The organism is Paraburkholderia domus (assembly GCF_905220705.1).
Taxonomy (GTDB): Bacteria; Pseudomonadota; Gammaproteobacteria; order Burkholderiales; family Burkholderiaceae; genus Paraburkholderia; species Paraburkholderia domus.
In genome coordinates, this window is the sequence record NZ_CAJNAT010000012.1 from 114,777 (window position 1) to 137,746 (window position 22,970).

Consider the following 22,970-nt stretch of genomic DNA (forward strand, 5'->3'; position numbering starts at 1 on the left):
TAGTCCCTTTATGCACTGTGACAATCTGTCCGGTGCAAAGCTTCTCCTTAAAGATGTATTGTAAATGCATCTTTAAGGAGAAGTCGTTATGCCCGCTCTCACCGCCGACCAGATCGCCCGCGTCAAAGCCACCGTTCCCGTGCTCGCTGTACACGGCACGACCATCACCAAACACTTCTACAAGCGCATGTTCGCGCACCATCCCGAGCTGAAGAACGTGTTCAACCAGACTCACCAGAAGAGCGGCAATCAGCCGGAAACGCTGGCGAAGGCGGTGTATGCGTATGCCGCCAATATCGATAACCTCGGCGCGTTGGGGCCGACCGTCTCGCGAATCGCGCATAAGCACGTAAGTCTGAATATCCGGCCGGAACAGTATCCGATCGTGGGACGCCACCTGTTGGGCGCAATCGTCGATGTACTAGGCGACGCGGTCGATCAGGAGACGCTCGGCGCATGGGAAGTCGCTTATAAGCAGCTCGCGGATATCTTCGTCGGCACGGAGGCAAAGCTCTACGAAGGTGCGGCGTGGAGCGGCTTCCGGCCGTTCAAGGTTGCGCGCAAGGAAGTGGAGAGCGATGAAATCACGTCGTTTTATCTGACGCCGGCCGACGGCTCGCCGGCCTGCGGGTTCGAACCCGGTCAGTTTCTGACCGTGAAACGTTTTGTGGATGAACTCGGCGTCGATCAGCCGCGGCAGTACAGTTTGTCGGATGCGCCGAACGGCAACTGGCTGCGTATTTCGGTGAAGCGCGAGGCCGGCCACGAAGATGCGGCGCCGGGCCATGTATCGAACCTCTTGCACGACGGTGTGGAAGTGGGTGCGGTGGTACACGCCAGCGCGCCAGCCGGCGATTTCACGCTGGATCGCAAGAAGACGACGCCTGTGGTGCTGATGAGCGGCGGCGTGGGCGTGACCCCGATGGCCTCGATGTTGTCCACGTTACTCGCCGATCGGAGTGAGCGCAGCGTGACCTTCGTGCATGCCTGCCGCAATGGCCGCGTGCATGCGTTCCGGCAGTGGCTTAACGATACGGTCGCAGCGCATTCTAACGTCACGCGTGCGGTGTTCTACGAAGCCATTGAAGCGTCCGATCGCGCCGGTATTGACTACGATTTCGAAGGTCGTCTCGACCTCGAGAAAATTTCCGACAAGGTGATCGTTCCTGATGCGGACTACTACATCTGCGGGCCGGTGCAGTTCATGCGCGCGCAATGCGAGGCATTGGCCGCGCGCGGTGTGGATGCGGCACGGATTCACACCGAAGTGTTCGGTTCAGGCGTGGTGCAATGAAGCGGCGGCGCATGGCAAGCCGAGTGTGAAAGCACGCGGAGGTGTGCCGTGCGCCCTACCCAACCGCCAGTGTGACCGGCTTGCCGATCCGGCTCATCATTTCGACCAGGGTGTCGATCGTGAACTTGGTGGTCTTCTTGTTGACCACGTCTGACACGCGCGGACGCGACACCATCAGAATCTCGGCCGCCTCGGCTTGCTTCAGGTGATGCTGTTCGATCCAGCTGGACAGTTCGGTCATCAACTGCTCCTTGAGCAGCCGCGTGTCGTTGATCTGTTTTTGCGACGCGGCGTGCAAGCGTTTCGCTTCTTCGGCGGAGAAGCCGAGTTCGAGAAACAGGTTTGCGCCGGGCTTTGTTACGTGACGGATTTTGGTATCGATCGTCATTGTTAAGTTTTCCTATCATTGATGATGGCGCGGTACCGCATCTCGGCGATCTTTCTATCCTGCGGCGCCAGCTTCTGCGTCTTCTTCTGGAAGCAATGCAGAACGTACAGCGCTTCCACAAACTTGGTGACATACATCACGCGGTAAATACCGTCAGCTTCCCTGATGCGAATCTCGCGCGTTCCGGCGCCGATCGAATCAAACGGCTTCCAATCGTCGGGGTCCAGTCCTGCCTGAATCTTGCCAAGCTGAAATCCGGCCCGGCGACGCGGCTCTTCGGGAAAGGTGAGTAAATCGTGATAGCTGGAGCCCATCCAGCGAATTTCTTTTTCGTACTCCATAGCCGCCTTTCATGTACAAAATCTTATACGCAACACTCAGCCTGGTCAAGTCGTATCCGACCCGGCAGCGAGTTGTTACGGTACAGAGGCGGTTCATAGAGCACCATTCGTCCGTTTGGCTAACAAAAAACCCGGCTCGACGAGCCGGGTTTTCGATGAAGCCACTACAGCATTCGCGCTGGTGCGCGAAGCGGCGTTTAATTGCCGCTGCCGCGCGCCACACGCCGTTGCTTCACCGCTTCGGCAAGACCTTCCAGCACGGCGACGCTTTCGTCCCAGCCGATGCACGCATCGGTGATGCTCTGGCCGTAGGTCAGCGTGCAGCCTTCCTGCAGATCCTGACGGCCCGCGATCAGATGCGATTCCACCATCACGCCGACAATCCGTTCGTCACCCGAAGCAATCTGGCGACCGATGTCTGCGCACACCGGAATCTGGTTTTCGTGTTTCTTGGAGCTGTTCGCGTGGCTCGCGTCGATCATCAGACGCGCCGCGAGACCGGCCTTGCCGATGTCGGCGCATGCCGCATTGACACTGTCCGCATCGTAGTTCGGCGTTTTGCCGCCGCGCAGGATGATGTGGCAGTCCTCATTGCCGGCGGTCGAGACGATCGCCGAGTGGCCGCCCTTCGTGACGGACAGGAAATGGTGCGGCTGCGAGGCGGCCTTGATCGCGTCGACGGCGATTTTGACGTTGCCGTCCGTGCCGTTCTTGAAACCGACCGGGCACGACAGTCCCGAGGCCAGTTCGCGATGCACTTGCGATTCGGTAGTCCGCGCGCCAATCGCACCCCAGGAGATCAGATCGGCGATGTACTGCGGGCTGATCATGTCGAGGTATTCGGTGCCGGCCGGCAGGCCGAGTTCGTTGATACGCAGCAGCAGTTCACGCGCGGTGCGCAGGCCGTCGTTGATCTTGAAGCTGTTGTCCATGTGCGGGTCGTTGATGAGACCCTTCCAGCCCACCGTCGTACGCGGCTTTTCGAAGTACACCCGCATCACGATTTCGAGCTCGCCGGCGAAGCGCTTGCGCTGCTCGGCCAGGCGCCCGGCGTATTCCATCGCGGCCTTCGTATCGTGAATCGAGCACGGTCCGATGATGACGATCAGACGGTCTTCCATACCGTGCAGAATGCGATGCATTGCGTTGCGCGAGTTGTAGATCACGTCGGACACCGTTTCGTCGCACGCGAATTCGCGGATCAGGTGAGCGGGCGGCGTGAGTTCTTTCAATTCGCGGATGCGGACATCGTCGGTGTTGTGCGGGGGCATGCTTGTTCTCCTGAATCGGGTCGTAGCGTGTTCGCGCGGGCAACGAAGTCTGCGATCAGACAGCGATCAGGCAGCGATGCCAGGGCGGACAACAATCAAAAAGATTTCAACGGCAAAAGTTTCAAAGGCGTGAGGCGAAAAAAAAACCGCCAGGCTAGCTGGCGGTTTTCGTGAATTCTGGGTGTCTTGCGTGCACTAACACCCCTCTCGATCCGCCAGCGGTCTGAGATGCCAAAAAAAGTAAAAGTAAAACTTGGCGGACATGGCGAAATAGGTCGCTGGTCAAAAAGGGTGAGTGACTTTATAACCCGTGCAGGCTCGGCTGACAAGCTGCAGGGTATAAAAATGCGGTAAATCCGCATACTTCGCGCATTGCGTGCACGAAGTATGCGTCTACATCAAAATCAGGCGGTGCCGCCAACCGTCATCCGGTCAATACGCAGCGTCGGCTGACCGACGCCGACCGGCACGCTCTGGCCTTCCTTGCCGCACACGCCGACGCCCGAGTCGAGCTTCATGTCGTTGCCGATCATACTGACGTACTTAAGCGATTCCGGGCCGCTGCCGATCAGCGTCGCACCCTTGACCGGGTAGGTGACCTTGCCGTTTTCGATCATGTACGCCTCGGAGGCCGAGAACACGAACTTGCCGTTTGTGATGTCGACCTGGCCGCCGCCGAAATTCACCGCGTACAAACCGTTCTTCACGGAAGCGATGATTTCCTGCGGGTCCTTGTCGCCATTGAGCATGTACGTGTTGGTCATGCGCGGCATCGGCAGTGCGGCGTACGATTCGCGGCGCGCATTGCCGGTGACCGGCATTTTCATCAGGCGCGCATTCAGTGTGTCCTGGATGTAGCCTTTCAGGATGCCGTCTTCGATCAGCGTCGTGCACTGGGTCGGATTGCCCTCGTCGTCGATATTCAGCGAGCCGCGGCGATTCGGCAGCGTGCCGTCGTCGACCACCGTTACGCCCTTCGCCGCAACCCGCTCGCCGATTTGACCCGCGAACGCCGACGATCCCTTGCGGTTGAAGTCGCCTTCGAGGCCGTGGCCGATCGCTTCGTGCAGCAGCACGCCGGGCCAGCCCGGTCCGAGGACCACGGACATCGCGCCGGCCGGAGCCGGGCGGGCGTCGAGGTTCACCAACGCCGCATGCACGGCGTCGTCGACATAGCTCGACAGTACGTCGTCAGTGAAATAGCCATAGTCGAAGCGGCCACCGCCGCCGCCGCTGCCGATTTCGCGGCGGCCGTTCTGCTCGGCGATGACCGTGACCGACACGCGCACGAGCGGCCGGATATCGGCCGCAAAGCCGCCGTCGCTGCGCGCGACCAGCACCACGTCGTATTCACCGGCGAGGCCAGCCATCACTTGCTGAATGCGCGGGTCGCGGCTGCTCGCCATCTTTTCGATACGCTCGAGCAGCTTGACCTTGGCGGTTGCGTCGAGGGAGTGCAGCGGATCGGACGGCAGGTACAGGTCGCGCCCGGCGATGCCGGTCAGCGACGATGCCGCCTTGATCTTCTGCTTGCCGCCGCCCGCCTTGGCAATCGAACGGGTGGCGAGCGCCGCCTGACGGATCGCTTCGGGCGACAGGTCGTCCGAATAGGCGAAGGCCGTGCGGTCACCCGACACGGCGCGCACGCCAACACCTTGATCGATGCTGAAGCTGCCCGACTTCACGATGCCTTCCTCGAGACTCCACGCTTCGCTGCGCGTGTACTGGAAGTACAGGTCGGCGTAATCGATCTTGTGCGTGAAGATTTCGGCGAGCGTGCGGGTGAGCAGGGATTCGTCGAGACCGTAGGGCGTCAGGAGGATGTCCTTGGCGGTGGCGAGATTGCGGATACCAGGTTCGATGATGTTCATGCGAAGTATGTTCTGCTCGATACGAAGGATTCGGTTAGCGCCTGCATCACCGCTATATGAGTGACGGGCGCCGCACTTTCAATGTCAGGTAACACATCAGCAACTCAGCACGCGGTGGCGCCAGGCGGGCAGGCTTTGCCGCACTTCGTCGATGCGCGCACGCTCGAGATTGCCGGCCACCACGCCGGCGCCTTCGTCGCGCACCGCGACGATTTCGCCCCACGGGTCGATCAGCATGCTGTGGCCCCATGTCCGGCGGCCATTTTCATGTTTGCCTCCTTGCGCGGCGGCCAGCACGTAACACTGGTTTTCGACCGCCCGGGCGCGCAGCAGCATTTCCCAATGCGCGCGGCCGGTAGTGTAAGTGAACGCCGACGGCACCACGATCAGCGCGCAGTCGCCCATGCGCCGGTACAGCTCCGGAAAGCGCAGATCGTAGCAGACCGACAGGCCGACCCGGCCGAACGGCGCCTCGAAGGTGCGGACCTCGCCGCCGGGGCAGATGGTGCGTGCCTCGTCGAACGATTCTTCGCCTTTTTCGAAGTTGAACAGGTGGATCTTGTCGTAGCGCGCGGCCTCGTTGCCGTGCGGGTCGAACACCAGCGTGGTGTTCAGCACGCGCGAGGGTTCCTGCGACATCAACGGCAAGGTGCCGCCGATCACCCAGACCTTGTGGCGGCGCGCGGCGTCGGCGAGAAAGCGCTGGATCGGGCCGTCCTGATAGGGCTCGCGCACGGCGAGCTTGTCCGTGTCCTTGAAACCCATGAAGCAGAAGTACTCAGGCAGCAGGACGAGTTGCGCGCCGTTGGCGGCGGCTTCGGCGATCAGGTGTTCCGCTTCGGCAAGGTTTCGCTCGCGATCCGGCGTGCTCACCATTTGCAACGCGGCAACGCGGAAGGCGCTTTCGGAAGATCCGCCGGACGCCGCGGTGGGCGAGGCAGTGGACGAAGCGGGGGACGAAAATGAAGAGACGTGTGTTTCGCTCATGAGCGTTTCGAAAAACTCCCGGCAAGGCGGCGGCGCGAACCGCTGGCGCCGCGTACGTCGTTCAAGGCTGGCTGGGGCCGGTGGCGCGGCACGGCGCTCTTCTGATCAAACAAAGGATCGGATCGGGCTCAGTGCGCTTCCACGGCCGAAGCCGGAGCGTCCATCTTACCGCGATCGCTCGTCACCCGCTCGATGTGCGGTTTCGACCACGAACCGGTGATCGCGTACTCGCGTGCGAACGCCGTGGAGACTGATTTGCTGAACGCCAGATCGGCCACCAGCGCGCCCAGTCCGAGCAGCGGATTGATCACGGTCGCGGCGATCACGGCGGCGCCGGCGCTGACGGTCGGTACGATCAGCACGTGCAGATCCTGGGTCTCCTGCGCCAGATCCACCGAGCCTTTCATTTCAGCCCGGGCCGGCGCCGTCACCATCTCGAAGTTCTCAGTGCGGCCAATGCCATTGTGGATCTGGCCCGTGCCGGTGACGCGCTCGAACGGCAGCCCTTCACCGATCACGTCGCGGAAATTGAGCGTGGCGAAGCGCGCGAGGCTTTGCAGGCTGAGCACGCCCAGCAGTTTCGCGACGCCCGGATCGACCTTGAGAATCTGCCCATGGCGCAGATCGACGGCCAGATTGCCGTTGAGCGTCGGATAGTCGATCGTGGTCGGGCCGCCGCGCCACACCACCTTGCCCGACAGCGTGCCGTTGCCGGCCTTAATCGTATGCGGCTGGCCGAAGCGCTCCAGCAGCGCGCCGGTGTCCTTGATGTCAAGTTTGAAATCGAACACCGTACGGCGCGGCGTCGCTTCATCGGCGGTGTTGCCGAGGCCAGTCGAGGTGCGCCAGTTCGCGGTGGCGGTCAGTGTGGCGGCGGGGTTGGTGATGTCGAGCTTGTCGAGTTGCCAGACTGGCACACCGTCTTCGTCGAAGTTGTGCGCGTCGACTTCGAGCCTGCCTATGTTGCGATCGCGCACGATCAACTCATTGACCACCAGATCGATCGACGGCATGTTCTGCGCCGGCGCCGACATGGCCTGGCCGAGCAGGTCTTTGTCGGTGGCCGAGGGAATCACCACGCGGGCAAAGCGCGCCTGCAGCGTGCCCGGCGATTCCTTATTGGCGCCCGGCAACCACGAAACATGGCCCGACACCTGGTTCGACGCGATGTTGGCCTGCCATTTGCCGTCCGCATGCGATGCGCCGACGATGACGCTGTCCCAGTGCCGCTTGAGCAGCGTGAGCGTGTCGATGTGCAGCGCGAAGCGGCTCGGCAGGAACTGCGCAAGGGTCGGATTCGGCGCAGCTGGCGCAGGCGTTGGTGCTTCCTTTTCACGCATTTGCGTGACGAGCGCGCGCCAGGCGTCGGCGTCGAACGCTTCGACGTCCACGGCGGCGATCACGCCATCGGACGGCAAGTCGGCGGGCTTGTTGACGCCGATTGCGCCGCGTACGACCGTCGGCGGCGTTTTCGGCTGGTAGCGCAGCACGTAAGCGGCGGCAATTGGGCCGAAGGTGAGGTCGACGCGTTCCAGACCGGCTTCGCCCGTGCTGTTGGAGGGGCTGACCGCGAAGCGCAGCGGCATCGGCGTGCCGACCGGTTTGTTGAACGGCGCAGGGAAGTCGAGCGCAAGGCCGGTCAGATCGGACTTCGCCGTGACTTCCGGCAACCGCCCCTTGGTGCCGCGCACGTTGAGCGCGTAGGGCGCGCTGCCACTCATGCGCGTCAAAACCTGCGCGGCCGGGCCATGCAGATTCAGGCCGCGCGCGGCATCGACGGCAATGTGGCCACCGAGATCGAGCGCATACGTGCCGTCCTTCGTCAGGCCGCCATTCGCATGCACATCACCGCCGAGGAACTGACCTGAGAGCCGGTCGATCTGCGCCGTATGTTCGGTAAAGCGCACTTTGCCGTTTAGTTGCGACAAAGGCGGCACGTTATCGATAGTCAATCGATCATTCTGGAAGCCCACCGCGCCTTCCACCGCGATATGCGGCTTCGGCGTGCGCGGCACGGTCAGTTTGAGCGCCAGCGCGGCCGGCCCGTCCGCGTGCACTTTCTCGGTTGCATGTTTGGCCATGATGCCGAGTGAGCTTGCGTCGACGTAGTCAAGCATGTCGGCAAGCGGCCCACGGCCGTTGCCCGTGATGATGAGGTCGGACGCCTTGGTGCCAAGATCGTCGATCCTGCCGTTTACCTTGTGTAAAGCGACCCGCTTGTAATGGGCGCGGTCGATATCGAAGCGCAGCACGTTCTGCTTGAGTTCGAACACGCCGTCGATGCCATCCAGCGACGGCCACACGTTCGGCGTGCCGTTCTTCATCTTGCGCGGCGGATACGGCGACGGATCGAACTTGCCGCCCTTGAACGGCGCGACGATATGGAAGATCCCGGCCTCCGGGGCGCGGTTGTAGGGGAATTTGGTCAGATCGCCGTGTATTTCGATCAACGCGCCACGCGACATGCCGGCTTGCAACCCATGGCCCAGGTAGATGCGCAGCTTTTCGCTGATGCTGGTCGGCAGATAGCGGGCGATGGCCGTGACCTGCGCGCGCTGAAAGTCGGCCTTCAGGTCAAGCGAGCCGCGGCCGTGGCCAGGGTTGCTGTAATCGGCAGTGGCGGTGGCGTCAGCATCCGCGTTCGAGACGCCGAAGTCGGCCAGTTTGACGGAGAAGGCCCGGTGATTTTCGCCTGGCGCTTTCGGTGAAATGGTCCAGTCTGCCCGGCCATGCAGACGGTCGAGTTTCAGGCGCGGGTCGTCGAACACCCCGGGCAGCGTAATTGCAACATTGGAGGTGTCGAGCACCGCGGTGCCGCGCCTTTCGTCGGCGTCGACGCTGCCCCAAAGGTTTTCGATCCCGGGGATGCCCGCGCGTGGGTGATTGAGTGCGGTGAGCCCCGGCGGCGGTTCCTGCGCGGCGACGCTGATGCCCTGCAGGTCGCCCTTGAAACGGTAGCGCTCGATCGGCTCGGCGCCGCCCGGCCGGCGGTCGCCGCCCGCTTCGCCGGATTCGGGTTTGCCGCGTTCGACTTCGATCACATAGTTCGCCATCATGCCACGCGGATTGAAGCGCAACAGATTGTTCAGCAGGGGCCGCGGAAACGGCAGCGCGCGGCTAAATTCGGCGAGGATGCCCAGGTCGACGCGGTCGCCGCTGACACTGACGAGTTGCCCATACTGCAGCGAGGCGGTCCGGTAGTGGCCGTTCAGCGTGGATAGCGAAAGCGTGCGGGTGAGCGGCGTGCCGTCGTCGAGCGGCGGCTGGCCGAGTTCGGCTCGCAGGTTGCTCAGTTGCAGCCTGTAGTCGCCCTGGCCGACGTCCAGACGCCACGAGAAATTGGCGATCGGCACGACCAGCTTGGGCTGGGTCGGACGCACCCGCATGGAGACATCGGTGCCGGCCAGTTGCCCGCTCGCGGACGTCATCCGGCCATCGGCGAAATCGGCCCAGATCGCATTGTCGATGCGGCCGGCGAACATCTCGATCGGGAAATTGATGTAGTCCGCGAGGGTCGGCAGATCGACCGGGCCGGTCGACATATAGACCTGTCCGGCCCAGTTGATCGGCTTGCCGATCGCGGACAGGCGGGCGTGTTTGAAATGCGTGCGGAAGTCGATCGGTCCGTGCAGGACATGGCCGTCGGCGGGCGCCTGCAACGCGAGCCGGTGATCGTAGCCGTCGTTGAGAATGGCGATCCGGATGTCGCGCAGGGCAAGCTCCGACGCGTTATGCTGCGCATCGCGCCAGCGCAGTACGCCGCCGCGCACCACGATCGCCTGTTGGCGCAATAGCCACGTGGACAGGGTGTCGTTGCCGCTGTGCCGGGTCGGCACCGGCACGCCCGCCACCGAAATGACGCCGTCGCTGCTGCGCGACACCAGCACGTCGGGCTGATCGACGATCAGGCTGGAAAGCGCGGGATGGAACTGCCACAGCGACTTCCAGGAGAGCGCGGCGGTGGCGTGCGGAATGGTCAGCGCCGCTTTGCCCTCTGGGTCGCGAATGACGATATCGGTGACGTCGAGGCCCGGCTGAAAGCCGCTCCAATGCGGTGCCAGCTTACCGATGGTGAATTGCGTGTGCAGCTTCTCGGAGACCGTGGCTTCGATGCGCGGCCGGAACGAGTCGATCTGCGGCAGCAGCACGTAACGCAAACCGAGAAACAGGGCCGCCGCGATGAAGTAGAAGGCGAGTGCGAGCGCCATCAACACGTGCGACGTCCGATGCAGCACCACGTGGGCGCTTCCGCTCGCGGGCCGGACCTGCCCGGTTTCGTGCGGGTCGGCGGATTCGTTTCGCTCGGACATGCTGCGGCGGGTGGGCGTATGGTAGTTTTGCGAATTAACGACGAAATGTAACACACGGGAAAGCGTCGGCGGACCTCCGGGAAACCCTTTCTCAATGCCGTCTTGCGACCTGCGCGAGGGTGCCGGACCCCGCTTGGGCCTGTGTGTTGCAGCGAATTGAACAACGCTGATAAAGCAACGAGCGAGCCAGACCCTTGATGACTGACGCCACTCTCCTGAGTTCCAGCTATTCACATTACGCGGCGCGCGCCGCGGCGGCTCGTCCGCAAATCGTGGCGCAGGTGGCGGCGCTTGCGTCCGCACCCCTCACACGCAAACGGATCGACGCGCGCTTTGACGCGCTGTGCGCCGAGGCAGCCGGCGCGGGCGGTGGCCCATTGAGCGAGGATGCACTCAAACGGGCCTTGCGCCAATTGCGCACCGAGGTATTTTGCGCCGTCATGGAGCGCGACCTGGCGGGCGAGGCGGATGTCGCCGAAGTCACTGGCGCGATGACCGATCTCGCGGAGACGACGATCCAGCGCGCTCTCGCGGTCGTGTCCGCCGAACTCGAACTGCTCTATGGTGAACCGCGCGGACCGCAGGGCGAGCGACTTACGCTCGGCGTGGTCGGGATGGGCAAGCTGGGTGGCCGCGAGCTGAATGTGTCGTCGGATATCGACCTGATCTTCGTCTATGAAGAGGACGGTGAGACCGCCGGCGGTCAGCGTTCGCCAATCGCGACGCAGGACTTTTTTACGCGTCTGGGTAAGCGCCTGATCGGCGCATTGGCCGAGGTGACCGCGGACGGTTACGTGTTCCGGGTCGATATGCGTTTGCGGCCGAACGGCGATTCGGGGCCGCTCGTGTGCAGCCTCGGCATGCTCGAAGAGTATTTCTACGTGCAGGGCCGCGAATGGGAGCGCTATGCGTGGATCAAGGGTCGGCTCGTGTCCGAAGGTGCGAGCGAGGCGGCGGAGCGGCTGCAGAAGCAGCTCGACGCGATCGTCACGCCGTTCGTCTACCGGCGGTATCTCGACTTCGGGGTGATCAGTGCGATTCGCGCGCTGCATCTGCAGATTCGCCAGGAAGCGCAGCGCCGCGCCTCGATGCGCCCCGACAAGGCTGACGACATCAAGCTGGGCCGCGGCGGCATCCGCGAAATCGAATTCAGCGCTCAGGTATTTCAACTGATCCGGGGTGGCCAGGACGCCGGCTTCCGGGTGCGCCCGACGCTCGCCGTTTTGCGGCACGCGGCTACGCACGGGCTGATCGATACCTCGGTCTGCGTGAAGCTCTCGCAGGCGTATCGCTTCTTGCGAGAACTCGAGCACCGTCTGCAATACCGCAACGACGCGCAAACCCACGCGATGCCGGTCGATCCTGAGGAACGGGTGGCGCTCGCGCACGCAATGGGTTGCGACGACTATGCCGCGCTGATGCTCAAACTCGACGTGCACCGCGAGTTCGTCGAGCAGCAGTTCGACCAGATCTTTGCCGACAAGGTGAGCGGCCGCGACGGTTGCGGCGCACCGGAAGACGGCGCGGCGGCGTGGGTCTGGAGCAGCGCCCTCGCCGACGACAGCGCCGACGAAGCGCTTCGCGCGCGCCTGATCGAACTGGGCGTGCCCGAGCCGGACGAGTTGCTGGCGCGCCTGCGCGCGGTGTGGCAGTCGTCGCGTTACGCGGGGCTCGCCGAGCGCAGCCGCCAACGGTTCGATATCGTCGCGCAGCGTGCGCTGGAGGCCGCGCGGACGTTGGAGCCGCCCGAACGGCGCGGCGATACGGTGGCGCGTTTCTTCGACCTGCTTGAAGCCGTGAGCCGGCGCGGCGCGTACCTCGCGCTGCTGACCGAATATCCGCAAGCGCTGCACCGGGTGCTCTCAGTGCTGGGTGGTTCGCGCTGGGCCGCCGGCTATCTGATTCGCCACCCGCAATTGCTCGACGAACTCCTCGACGACGAGGCGATGGACAGTCCGTTCGACTGGCCTGAATTCAAGCGCACGCTGCGCTTGCGTCTGGCCGCGGCGGACGGCATCGAGCAACAGATGGACCTGCTGCGCCACGCGCACCAGGCCGAGGTGTTCCGCATCCTGCTGATCGATCTGGCCGGCAGGCTGAGTGTCGAGCATGTGAGCGACCGCCTGTCCGAGCTCGCCGACGCCGTGCTCGACGTCACGCTCGAGGCGGTCTGGAAGCAGTTGGCCAAACGCCACCGCGAGGTGCCGAAGTTTGCGGTGATCGCGTATGGCAAGCTGGGCGGCAAGGAGCTCGGTTACGCGTCCGACCTCGACGTGATCTTCCTCTACGACGATCCGGACGATGCCGCCGCCGACGTCTACGCCACCTACACCCGCCGCCTCATCACCTGGCTGACGACGGCGACCGGTGCAGGTACCTTGTTCGATGTCGACTTGCGGCTGCGGCCGAACGGCGAGTCGGGCCTGCTCGTCACCGATCTGGACGCGTTCCGCCGTTACCAACTGCGCGAAGGCGATGCCGCCAATACAGCGTGGGTGTGGGAGCATCAGGCCTTGAGCCGCGCGCGCTACTGCGCGGGCGACGCAGAAATCGGCGCGAAATTCGAGCAGATTCGCGAACAGGTGCTGACCACGCCGCGCGAAGCCGCGCCGCTCGCGAAGGAAATCGTCGAGATGCGCGAGCGCGTCGAGGCGGGGCATCCGAACCATACGGCGCTGTTCGACCTGAAGCACGATCGCGGCGGTATGGTCGATATCGAATTCACCGTGCAGTACTGGGTGCTGCTGCATGCAGCGGGCGATCCTGAACTGATCCGCAATACCGGCAATATCGCGTTGCTGCGTGAAGTGTCGCGCTTTGGCTTGATGAGCGAGACGGAAGCGGAGACGGTCGGCGCGGCTTATCGGATCTACCGGAAGTTGCAGCACAAGCTGCGACTGGACGGGATGGAGAAGGCGCGGGTCGATCCGGCACTGGTGGTGACTGAGTGCGAAGCCGTGTTGCGGCTTTGGGAGCGGGTATTCGGCGAACGGCCGCCGGGTGCCAGGGCGTGATCTGGGCGGCAAGTTGCGCCGCCAGGTCCGCAGCGGCTTTATACGTTAGTCGAGGGTTGAGCCGTTTCGCCGCTTTCGTTACGCGAAGCCAGCCGGTGCTGCCTTCGCGTATTTGCACATGGCCTGGCCACGCGATAACTAAGCCGCCAGCATTTCCTTTGCATGCTTGCGGGTAGTCGCGGTGATCTCCAGTCCGCCGAGCATCCGCGCAACTTCTTCGACGCGGCTCGCGCGGTCCAGCGAGGTCACGCTGCTAACCGTGCCACCCTTGCCGTTGCCCGCCTTCGCCACCTGGAAATGATGGTCGCCGCGCGCGGCGACCTGCGGCAAGTGCGTGACGCACAACACCTGACGCGCCTGTCCCAGTTGATGCAGCAGTCGTCCAACCACTTCAGCGACGCCGCCGCCAATGCCTGTATCCACTTCGTCGAAGATCAGGGTTGGGGTCGGGCTCGCGGCGCTCGCAATGACGGCCAATGCGAGACTGATCCGCGCCAGTTCGCCGCCTGAGGCGACCTTCGCGAGCGGCCGCAGCGGCACGCCGGCGTGACCGGCGACGCGGAATTCGACCTGCTCGAGCCCATGCGCGCCGCCTTCCGGCAACGGCACCAGCGCTACTTCGAAGCTGCCGCCTTTCATCGACAGTTCCTGCATGCCTGTGGTCACTGCCGCGCCCAAAGCCTTACCGGCCTTGGCGCGCGCCTTCGACAGTTTTTTTGCTTCGGTGAGGAAAGCTTCTTTAGCCTGGGCAACGGCCGCGTGCAGACTGTCGAGGTCGGCTGCGGCGTCGAGCGCGGCAAGTTGCGCGCGACGCGCTTCATGTTCTTCCGGCAGCGTCTCCGGCTGCAGGCGGAATTTGCGCGCGGCCGAGTGCAGCGCGTCGAGACGCTTTTCGACCTGGGCGAGCCGGTCAGGATCCAGTTCAAGTTTCTGCGCGTAGTGGCTGAGCGAATAGGCTGCTTCCTGCAGCTGGATCTCGGCCGGTTCCAGCGCCGCCAGCACGTCGTTCAATGCCGGATCGATCTCAGCGAGGTCGCGCACCTTCGACACGATCGAGGCAAGATGCGTGATCATCGCCTCATCCGATTCGGAGAGCGCGCCGAGTGCCCCCTGAACGCCGTCAATCAGATTGGCTGAGTGCGACAGGCGCCGGTGCTCGGTGTTGACCTCTTCCCATTCGCCCGATTGCGGCGAAAGCTTGTCCAGTTCAGTGAGTTGCCAGGCGAGGCGCTCGCGTTCCAGTTGCAGCTCGCGGTCGCGCGTTTGCGCGTGCTCGACGGCCTGGACCTTTTCGCGCCACGACCGCCATGCACGGGTAACGGCTGCTGCCGTTTCCGTGAGGCCGGCGTGGGTGTCGAACAGTTCGCGTTGCGCGTCCGGGCGCATCAGCAACTGGTGCGCATGCTGCCCGTGAATATCCACCAGCATCTCGCCGACTTCACGCAACTGCGCGAGTGTTGCGGCCGTGCCGTTGATGAACGCCCGCGAGCGGCCGTTCGCATCCAGTACGCGACGCAGCATGACGGTGCTGCCGTGATGGCCGTCGTCGGCGGTGGTGCCGAGCGCCTGGTCGTCGAGCCATTGCTCGACTTGCGCATGCGTCTCGAACTCGGCGGTGATATCGGCACGGCTCTCGCCGGTGCGCACGACGTTCGCGTCGGCGCGGGCGCCAAGCGCGAGTGCCAGCGCGTCGATCAGGATCGACTTGCCGGCGCCTGTTTCGCCTGAAAAAACGGTAAAGCCGCTGTCGAATTCGAGATCGAGCGCGGCGACGATGACGAAGTCGCGTATCGAGAGGTGGCGAAGCATGGAGGTCGTCTGATGAGCTTGATATTCAGGGTTCGGCAGCGGCGGCGTTCGCGGTCCGGGGGCCGGCGTTCCGGCGGCCCGGCCGCTCAGGGCTTGGTATCTTCTTCGTGCGACGGGTATTCGTTCCAGTGCAGCTTCTTGCGCAGCGTCGCGAAATGGCTGTAGCCGACCGGGTGCAGCATCGGCACCGTATGACGCGAGCGGCGCACTTCGATCGTGTCGCCCAATTCCAGCGAGGTGAACGACTGCATGTCGAAATTGACGTTCACTTCGCGGCCCGAGACTATCTGGATGCTCACTTTCGAGTCGTCCGGCAGCACGATTGGCCGGTTCGATAACGCATGCGGCGCGATCGGCACCAGCACGATGCCTTGTAATTGCGGATGCAGGATCGGCCCCTGCGAGGACAGCGCGTAGGCGGTCGAACCCGTAGGCGTGGCGACGATCAGGCCGTCCGAGCGTTGGTTGTACATGAAGCGCCCGTCCACCGACACATGCAGTTCCGCCATCCCCGAGAAACCGCTACGGTTGACCACCACGTCGTTGAAAGCCAGCGCGTGATAGATCGGGGTGCCGCCGCGCATGATGCGCGCTTCGAGCAGCATGCGTTCTTCGCGCTCGAAGTTGCCGGAGAGCATTTGCGGCACGATCTCGCGCATGTCCGAGATCGGGATGTCAGTGATGAACCCGAGCCGCCCGTGGTTGATGCCAATCAGCGGCGTGCGATAGGGCGCAAGCTGGCGGCCAATACCTAGCATCGTGCCGTCGCCGCCCAGCACCACGGCAACGTCGGCACGCGCGCCGATCTCGGCGGGACGCAGCGCCGGATAGTCGGTGACGCCGATTTCAGCGGCGGTGTCGGCTTCGAACACGACCTCGAAGCCGCGCCTCGCGATGCACGAGGCGAGCGCGGTCAGCGGCTCGCCGATGCCCGGCGTATTGTTGCGCCCGACGAGCGCGACGGTCTTGAACTGGCTGGTCACTTGCATGCCGGCATTACACCATAGGTAGGGCCTGAAAAGAACCGCAGACAGACCCGGTAGCAGGCTCGTGCAGGCGGGCTGCCAGCGTATCGGGCGATTATCGTTAGAATGGTGAAACCTTGATGACATGTGCGCCGGTTGTAATTCGGCGGCGTGCCGCCAGCGGATTCGCCGGAATGGTGGCAGACGAGGCGCCGGGCATGAGCCTGGGCGACGCGCCGGCAAAGATGCTGGACATGGCGCCAGTCAACGCGCCGCACTGAAAAACAGGCGCGGCCCCGCCAGCGGGCGGCACGATAGTCAGGGGTTGGCGCCGTTAGCGCTCGCTGTAGACGCGTCATTGAGCTAAAATTTTCCGTCATGCTAGATCCCCGCGCACAAACCCTCCTCAAAACGCTGATCGAGCGCTACATCGCCGAAGGTCAGCCGGTCGGCTCGCGCACGTTGTCACGCTATTCCGGCCTCGAACTGAGCCCGGCAACGATCCGCAACGTGATGTCCGATCTCGAGGACCTGGGGCTCGTGATCAGTCCGCATACTTCAGCGGGCCGCATTCCGACGCCGCGCGGCTACCGGCTGTTCGTCGATACCATGCTGACGGTGGAATCCGCCGCGGACGAAGAAGCGGTGATGCGTATCGTCAAGACTACGCTGCAGGCGGGCGAACCGCAGAAAGTCGTCGCCGCGGCGGCCAGCGTGTTGTCCAATCTGTCGCAGTTCGCCGGCGTGGTGCTCACGCCGCGCCGTAGCCACGTGTTCAAGCAGATCGAATTCATGCGCTTGTCGGACAAGCGCATCCTGCTGATCATCGTGACGCCCGAGGGCGACGTGCAGAACCGCATCATGGCCACCCAGCGCGACTTTTCGCCGTCGCAGCTGGTGGAAGCCTCCAATTACATCAACGCGCACTTCGCGGGCCTTTCGTTCGACGACGTGCGCCGCCGCCTGCGCGAAGAAATCGACGAACTGCGCGGTGATATGACCACGCTGATGCACGCCGCGGTCACGGCCAGCACAGATGAATCCGACACCGGCGAGACGGTGCTGATTTCCGGCGAGCGCAATCTGCTCGAAGTCGCCGACCTTTCGTCGGACATGGCGCGCTTGCGCAAGCTGTTCGATGTGTTCGACCAAAAGACCAGTCTCCTTCAGTTGCTCGACGTGTCGAGTCACGCCGCGGGCGTGCAGATTTTCATCGGCGGCGAGTCGAATCTCGTGCCGATCGAGGAAATGAGCGTGGTGACCGCGCCTTATGAAGTCAACGGCAAGATCGTCGGCACGCTCGGCGTGATCGGGCCGACTCGCATGGCCTACAACCGCGTGATTCCGATTGTTGACATTACCGCGCGGCTGCTTTCACTGACGCTTAGTCAACAGTGATCAGCAGTAACCTGCGGTATCCGCAGGCTGCGGCACCTCATGCTGCAAATGATGCGCGACGGCGCGCGGCTTGCCAATTGGCCGAATGGCCAGGGGTGCCTGGCGGACCTTGCAATGGACCGCGCCGCTATAATGAACCCCACCTGAACCGACTCCCCGCCTAAAGCGGTTATCCCTGCTGCCTATGCGCTTCGACCTCGAGCGGCCATCACAGAACGCCACGTCACACCGTGTCGCCGTGTTGCTGATCAATCTCGGCACGCCCGACGCGCCGACGCCGCGTGCGGTCCGTCGCTATCTTGCGCAGTTTTTGTCCGATCCTCGCGTGGTCGAAATTCCGGCGCTGCTCTGGCAGGTGATCCTGCGTGTGTTGATTTTGCCGTTCCGGGGCCCTGCGTCAGCGAAGAAGTACGCGGCCGTGTGGATGCCGGAAGGCTCGCCGCTGCGTGTTTTCACGGAGAAGCAGGTAGAAGGTTTGCGCCATCTGCTGCAATTGAACGATTACACGGTACTGGTCGACTACGCCATGCGCTACGGCACCCCAGGTATTCCGGCCATGCTGAACCAGCTCAAGCTGGCGGGCGCCGAGCGCGTGCTGCTGATGCCCATGTATCCGCAATACTCTTCGTCGACCACGGCCACGGCTTTCGACGAGGCCTTTTCAGCCCTCAAGCGCATGCGCAATCAGCCGGAAGTGCGCACGGTGCGCCAGTACGCGGATCATCCTGCTTATATCGCCGCGCTCGCTGCCCAGGTGCATCATTATTGGCATCAGCACGGCCGGCCGGACTTCGCGGCGGGCGACAAGCTGGTGTTGAGCTTTCACGGCGTGCCCAAACGCACGATGGATCTCGGCGATCCGTACCACGAACAATGCCAGCAGACCGGGGCGTTGTTGACTCAGGCGCTGGGATTGACGCAGGTGGAATGCCGCATCACGTTTCAATCGCGGTTCGGCAAGGCCGAATGGCTGCAGCCTTACACCGCGCCCACGCTGAAAGAATTAGGCTCGGCGGGCGTGCGGCGTGCCGACGTGTTCTGTCCGGGCTTTACCGCCGACTGCCTTGAAACGATTGAAGAAATCGGCATGGAAGTGCGTGACGAGTTCCTGCAGGCGGGCGGCAAGGAGTTTCATCGGATTCCGTGTGTGAACGCCTCGCAGCCGTGGATCGCCGCGCTTGGCGAAATCGTTGCGCAGAATCTTCAGGGCTGGCCCGTGCAAGCGGTGCCGGTGCCGCACACCACCGGGGCTTAAGCAGGCTCATGAATTACAGGATTGCAACCGAACCGGGCGCGAAGCTGCGCATCGACAAATGGCTTTGGGCGGCGCGGTTCTTCAAGACCCGCTCGCTCGCGGCTGATGCCGTCGACAAAGGGCACGTGCGCATTGGCGGCGCCAGCATCAAGCCGGCCAAAGACGTGCGGGTCGGCGACCTGGTCGAGATCGAAATAGAGCGGATTGTGTGGCAGGTGGAAGTGCTGGGCGTGTGCGACGTGCGCGGCCCAGCCAGCATCGCGCAGACGCTTTATGCGGAAACCGAAGAGAGCAAGACGAAGCGGCTGGTCGAGCAGGAGCGGCGCAAGACGTACCGCGAACCGGCCGCCGCTTTACACGGCAGGCCGACCAAGCGCGACCGGCGCACTATCGACAAACTTTCAGGTGGGGATTGAACAACTGTTCCATCGTCGCGTGCACACCGCCGTACTCGGTGGTGTGATCGTTGACGGCCCCGGACATGCAGATGGTCGTGGTGCCCGCGATCAGTACCAATGCGACCACCGATATTGCAAAGGTCAGTTTCACGGTACTCCCCTTGGGAAGATTCAGGATGGAAACAGGCAAATAGGGTGGAATTGCAAAAACTCGGTAAGGCTTACGTTAGATTAGGGTTAACGTGTCTTTTCCGATGCTTTATTGGAGGATAGGCCACTTGGCCGACGCACTCAATCTCAATCTGATTGCGACACAATAATGGTTGTAACCGAGCATTTCGGCCGCGCGTCGGTGGTACGAAAAGTTCCGGGAGAGGCGCTTGAAATGGGTCTTTCCGGCCCCATCTGCCGTTTCGATACGCGTTAACGCACCAAGTTGTCTGTCGCAATTTTGCAACGCACAAATTGCGCTAGCTTTGACGCGTTGCCGCCACCGTTAGCTTTAACTTTTTAACGACTTTCAGCGACATGGAAAACACGCAAGAGAACCCGACGAGCCAGAATCCCACGCCCGCCGACGAAACCGCGCGCCAGGCCGCCGAGGCCGCAGCAATCCCTCAGGACGTGGCTGCAAACGCTGCTCCTGAAGCGCCGGCAGCCGGCGTGGAAGCCGCGTTGGCCGAAGCTGAGGCGAAGATTGCCGAGCTGCAGGAAAGCTTCCTGCGGGCAAAGGCTGAGACCGAGAACGTGCGCCGCCGCGCTCAGGACGATATCGCCAAGGCCCACAAGTTCGCGATCGAAAGCTTCGCCGAGCATTTGCTGCCGGTGATCGACAGCCTCGAAGCGGCGGTCGCTCACTCGTCCGACGACCTGCAAAAAGTCCGCGAAGGTGTCGAACTCACGCTGCGCCAACTCACCGGCGCGCTGGAGAAGGGCCGCGTCGTCGCCCTGAGTCCGGTTGGCGAGAAATTCGACCCGCACCGTCACCAGGCCATTTCAATGGTGCCGGCCGATCAGGAGCCGAACACCGTCGTTGCCGTGCTGCAAAAAGGCTTCGTGATCGCCGACCGCGTGCTGCGTCCGGCCCTCGTGACCGTCGCGGCGCCGAAGTAAGCATCAGAAGCCGTTTCAGAAGCCCGCTGTCAGGCGTTCGGCCTGACAGACGCCGCCGTGGCCAACATTCCCGTCGATGCTGCCGCGTTCGCCGTCTTCGGCATGGCGGCGCTCAGCGCCGAGTCATTCGGCGCTGGGTGGCCAATGCGGCCGGCAGCGTGACCAATGGTGAAAAAAGCGGCAAAAGTTCGGCCGATTGAAAAAAATAAAGACCGCATCGTAAAAGAGGTCTTGAAAACGATGCGGACGCACTTATGTTGAGTGCAGGTAGGAATTGAGAGCGGATCGCCTTACCGCCAACTGGGCAAAAAAGGCGATTCCCGCAGCGATCAAAGTTAGGAGATTAGTAAAAATGGGCAAAATCATCGGCATCGACCTCGGCACGACCAACTCGTGCGTGGCGATCATGGAAGGCAATTCGGTCAAGGTGATCGAGAACTCCGAAGGCGCGCGCACCACGCCGTCGATCATCGCTTACATGGAAGACGGCGAGATTCTCGTCGGCGCGCCGGCTAAGCGTCAGTCGGTCACGAACCCGAAGAACACGCTGTACGCCGTCAAGCGCCTGATCGGCCGCCGCTTCGAAGAAAAAGAAGTGCAGAAAGACATCGGTCTGATGCCGTACAAGATCATGAAGGCCGATAACGGCGACGCATGGATCGAAGTGCGCGATCAGAAGCTCGCGCCGCCGCAAATCTCGGCGGAAACGCTGCGCAAGATGAAGAAGACCGCTGAAGACTACCTCGGCGAGCCGGTCACCGAAGCTGTGATTACGGTTCCCGCGTACTTCAACGACAGCCAGCGTCAGGCGACCAAAGACGCAGGCCGCATCGCCGGTCTGGAAGTGAAGCGGATCATCAACGAACCGACCGCAGCCGCTTTGGCATTCGGTCTGGACAAGGCCGAAAAGGGCGACCGCAAGATCGCCGTGTATGACCTGGGTGGCGGTACGTTCGACGTGTCGATCATCGAAATCGCAGACGTTGACGGTGAAATGCAGTTCGAAGTGCTGTCCACGAACGGCGACACGTTCCTCGGCGGTGAAGACTTCGACCAGCGCATCATCGATTACATCATCGGCGAGTTCAAGAAGGAACAGGGCGTCGACCTGTCGAAAGACGTGCTCGCGCTGCAACGCCTGAAGGAATCGGCTGAAAAGGCGAAGATCGAACTGTCGTCGAGCCAGCAAACCGAAATCAACCTGCCGTACATCACGGCCGACGCGTCGGGTCCGAAGCACTTGAACCTGAAAATCACGCGTGCGAAGCTGGAAGCGCTGGTTGAAGAGCTGATCGAACGCACGATCGAACCGTGCCGCACAGCGATCAAGGACGCGGGCGTGAAGGTCGGCGAGATCGACGACGTGATTCTGGTCGGCGGTATGACGCGTATGCCGAAGGTGCAGGACAAGGTCAAGGAGTTCTTCGGCAAGGAACCGCGCCGTGACGTGAACCCGGACGAAGCCGTGGCAGTGGGCGCCGCGATTCAAGGCCAGGTTCTGTCGGGTGACCGCAAAGACGTTCTGCTGCTCGACGTGACCCCGCTGTCGCTCGGCATCGAAACGCTCGGCGGCGTGATGACCAAGATGATCAACAAGAACACCACGATCCCGACCAAGCACGCACAGGTCTACTCGACGGCTGACGACAATCAGGGTGCCGTGACGATCAAGGTGTTCCAGGGCGAACGCGAAATGGCAGCGGGCAACAAGCTGCTGGGCGAGTTCAACCTCGAAGGTATTCCGCCTGCACCGCGCGGCACGCCGCAGATCGAAGTGAGCTTCGACATCGACGCGAACGGCATTCTGCACGTCGGCGCGAAAGACAAGGCGACCGGCAAGGAAAACCGCATCACGATCAAGGCGAACTCGGGCCTCTCCGAAGCTGAAATCGAAAAGATGGTGAAGGACGCCGAAGCGAACGCGGAAGAAGATCACAAGCTGCGTGAGCTGGCCGATGCGCGCAACCAGGGCGACGCGCTGGTCCACAGCACGAAGAAGGCGCTCACCGAATACGGCGACAAGCTGGACGCTGGTGAGAAGGAAGCGATCGAAACCGCGCTGAAGGACCTCGAAGAAACGCTGAAGAGCAGTTCGAGCGACAAGGCCGCGATCGAAGCCAAGATCGAAGTGGTGGCGACCGCCTCGCAGAAGATGGGCGAGAAGATGTACGCCGACATGCAGGCTGCGCAAGGTGCCGAAGCTGCGGCAGCGGGTGCGGCAGGTGCGGGCGCATCGGCGGGTGGCGCGAGCCAGCAGCAGGACGACGTCGTCGACGCCGAGTTCAAGGAAGTGAAGAAAGACTAAAGCCGGGTCGCAATTTGACCGTAAAGCCGCACACAGCAATGTGTGCGGCCTGGCTGCAAAACGGTTTGCTCCCATCCGGGTGCATGAACCTGCAAAGCGGTTATCGCGCCTGGTGAGCCTTTTGGGGCTCTCCGGGCACATTTGTTTTATGGAGGACGTTGTCTGAGCCGCGTAGAAAACGGTTTGAACAGCGGCCGGACGAGTCGCAAGACTCCAGCATTCAAGAGGAGCCACCGCGCCCCATTGCGCGA

The 22,970-nt window shown here is 62.7% G+C and carries 16 protein-coding genes; 7 read left to right on the forward strand and 9 right to left on the reverse strand.

The features are described from left to right. Nucleotides 1–88 precede the first annotated feature (88 nt). Nucleotides 89–1,294, forward strand: a complete 1,206-nt coding sequence (gene hmpA, locus KHO31_RS21055; RefSeq protein WP_201080214.1) for an NO-inducible flavohemoprotein — start codon at nt 89–91, stop codon at nt 1,292–1,294. A gap of 55 nt (nt 1,295–1,349) precedes the next feature. Here hmpA and KHO31_RS21060 read toward each other — a convergent pair whose 3' ends face one another. The 6 genes from KHO31_RS21060 to KHO31_RS21085 form a co-directional block, all read right to left on the reverse strand. After that, nucleotides 1,350–1,682 carry a helix-turn-helix domain-containing protein gene (locus KHO31_RS21060; RefSeq protein ID WP_063494819.1) on the reverse strand — a complete coding sequence of 111 codons (333 nt, stop codon included), beginning with the start codon at nt 1,680–1,682 and terminating at the stop codon, nt 1,350–1,352. Nucleotides 1,683–1,684: 2 nt separating this feature from the next. After that, nucleotides 1,685–2,023: a type II toxin-antitoxin system RelE/ParE family toxin gene (locus KHO31_RS21065; RefSeq protein ID WP_201108222.1), complete on the reverse strand. Its 339-nt coding sequence runs from the start codon at nt 2,021–2,023 to the stop codon at nt 1,685–1,687. 197 nt (nt 2,024–2,220) lie between these two features. After that, nucleotides 2,221–3,294 carry a 3-deoxy-7-phosphoheptulonate synthase AroG gene (aroG, locus tag KHO31_RS21070; RefSeq protein ID WP_201080216.1) on the reverse strand — a complete coding sequence of 358 codons (1,074 nt, stop codon included), beginning with the start codon at nt 3,292–3,294 and terminating at the stop codon, nt 2,221–2,223. Between the two features lie 404 nt (nt 3,295–3,698). Continuing rightward, a complete protein-coding gene (tldD, locus tag KHO31_RS21075; RefSeq protein ID WP_211624104.1) occupies nt 3,699–5,165 on the reverse strand; it encodes a metalloprotease TldD in 1,467 nt (488 codons plus the stop codon). Nucleotides 5,166–5,261: 96 nt separating this feature from the next. Further along, a complete protein-coding gene (locus tag KHO31_RS21080) occupies nt 5,262–6,152 on the reverse strand; it encodes a carbon-nitrogen hydrolase family protein (protein ID WP_201080218.1) in 891 nt (296 codons plus the stop codon). Nucleotides 6,153–6,280: 128 nt separating this feature from the next. After that, nucleotides 6,281–10,462 carry a YhdP family protein gene (locus KHO31_RS21085; protein WP_211624106.1) on the reverse strand — a complete coding sequence of 1,394 codons (4,182 nt, stop codon included), beginning with the start codon at nt 10,460–10,462 and terminating at the stop codon, nt 6,281–6,283. A 197-nt stretch (nt 10,463–10,659) separates the two neighbouring features. Here KHO31_RS21085 and glnE point away from each other — a divergent pair, with 197 nt between their 5' ends. Then, complete coding sequence (glnE, locus tag KHO31_RS21090) at nt 10,660–13,476, forward strand: bifunctional [glutamate--ammonia ligase]-adenylyl-L-tyrosine phosphorylase/[glutamate--ammonia-ligase] adenylyltransferase (RefSeq protein WP_211620449.1); 2,817 nt, start codon at nt 10,660–10,662, stop codon at nt 13,474–13,476. Between the two features lie 138 nt (nt 13,477–13,614). Here glnE and recN read toward each other — a convergent pair whose 3' ends face one another. Both recN and KHO31_RS21100 read right to left on the reverse strand, forming a co-directional pair. Further along, nucleotides 13,615–15,285, reverse strand: a complete 1,671-nt coding sequence (gene recN / locus KHO31_RS21095; protein WP_201080224.1) for a DNA repair protein RecN — start codon at nt 15,283–15,285, stop codon at nt 13,615–13,617. An 86-nt stretch (nt 15,286–15,371) separates the two neighbouring features. Then, nucleotides 15,372–16,274 (reverse strand): NAD kinase, encoded by a 903-nt coding sequence (locus KHO31_RS21100; protein WP_201080226.1) that lies wholly within the window; start codon nt 16,272–16,274, stop codon nt 15,372–15,374. 354 nt (nt 16,275–16,628) lie between these two features. On the opposite strand from KHO31_RS21100, the gene hrcA reads away from it, so the two are divergent. From hrcA to KHO31_RS21115, 3 genes are all read left to right on the forward strand, one after another. After that, nucleotides 16,629–17,648, forward strand: a complete 1,020-nt coding sequence (gene hrcA, locus KHO31_RS21105; RefSeq protein ID WP_054040981.1) for a heat-inducible transcriptional repressor HrcA — start codon at nt 16,629–16,631, stop codon at nt 17,646–17,648. Nucleotides 17,649–17,832: 184 nt separating this feature from the next. After that, nucleotides 17,833–18,903, forward strand: a complete 1,071-nt coding sequence (gene hemH, locus KHO31_RS21110) for a ferrochelatase (protein ID WP_201080228.1) — start codon at nt 17,833–17,835, stop codon at nt 18,901–18,903. Between the two features lie 8 nt (nt 18,904–18,911). Then, nucleotides 18,912–19,319, forward strand: a complete 408-nt coding sequence (locus KHO31_RS21115; RefSeq protein WP_201080230.1) for an RNA-binding S4 domain-containing protein — start codon at nt 18,912–18,914, stop codon at nt 19,317–19,319. On the opposite strand, the gene KHO31_RS21120 is transcribed toward KHO31_RS21115, so the two are convergent. Next, nucleotides 19,291–19,452 (reverse strand): hypothetical protein, encoded by a 162-nt coding sequence (locus KHO31_RS21120; RefSeq protein WP_012431795.1) that lies wholly within the window; start codon nt 19,450–19,452, stop codon nt 19,291–19,293. The genes KHO31_RS21115 and KHO31_RS21120 overlap by 29 nt on opposite strands. A gap of 377 nt (nt 19,453–19,829) precedes the next feature. Between KHO31_RS21120 and grpE the strand changes: the two genes are divergently transcribed. Continuing rightward, nucleotides 19,830–20,414, forward strand: a complete 585-nt coding sequence (grpE, locus tag KHO31_RS21125) for a nucleotide exchange factor GrpE (protein WP_201080232.1) — start codon at nt 19,830–19,832, stop codon at nt 20,412–20,414. Nucleotides 20,415–20,766: 352 nt separating this feature from the next. After that, nucleotides 20,767–22,719, forward strand: a complete 1,953-nt coding sequence (gene dnaK, locus KHO31_RS21130; RefSeq protein ID WP_201080234.1) for a molecular chaperone DnaK — start codon at nt 20,767–20,769, stop codon at nt 22,717–22,719. Nucleotides 22,720–22,970: the final 251 nt, after the last annotated feature.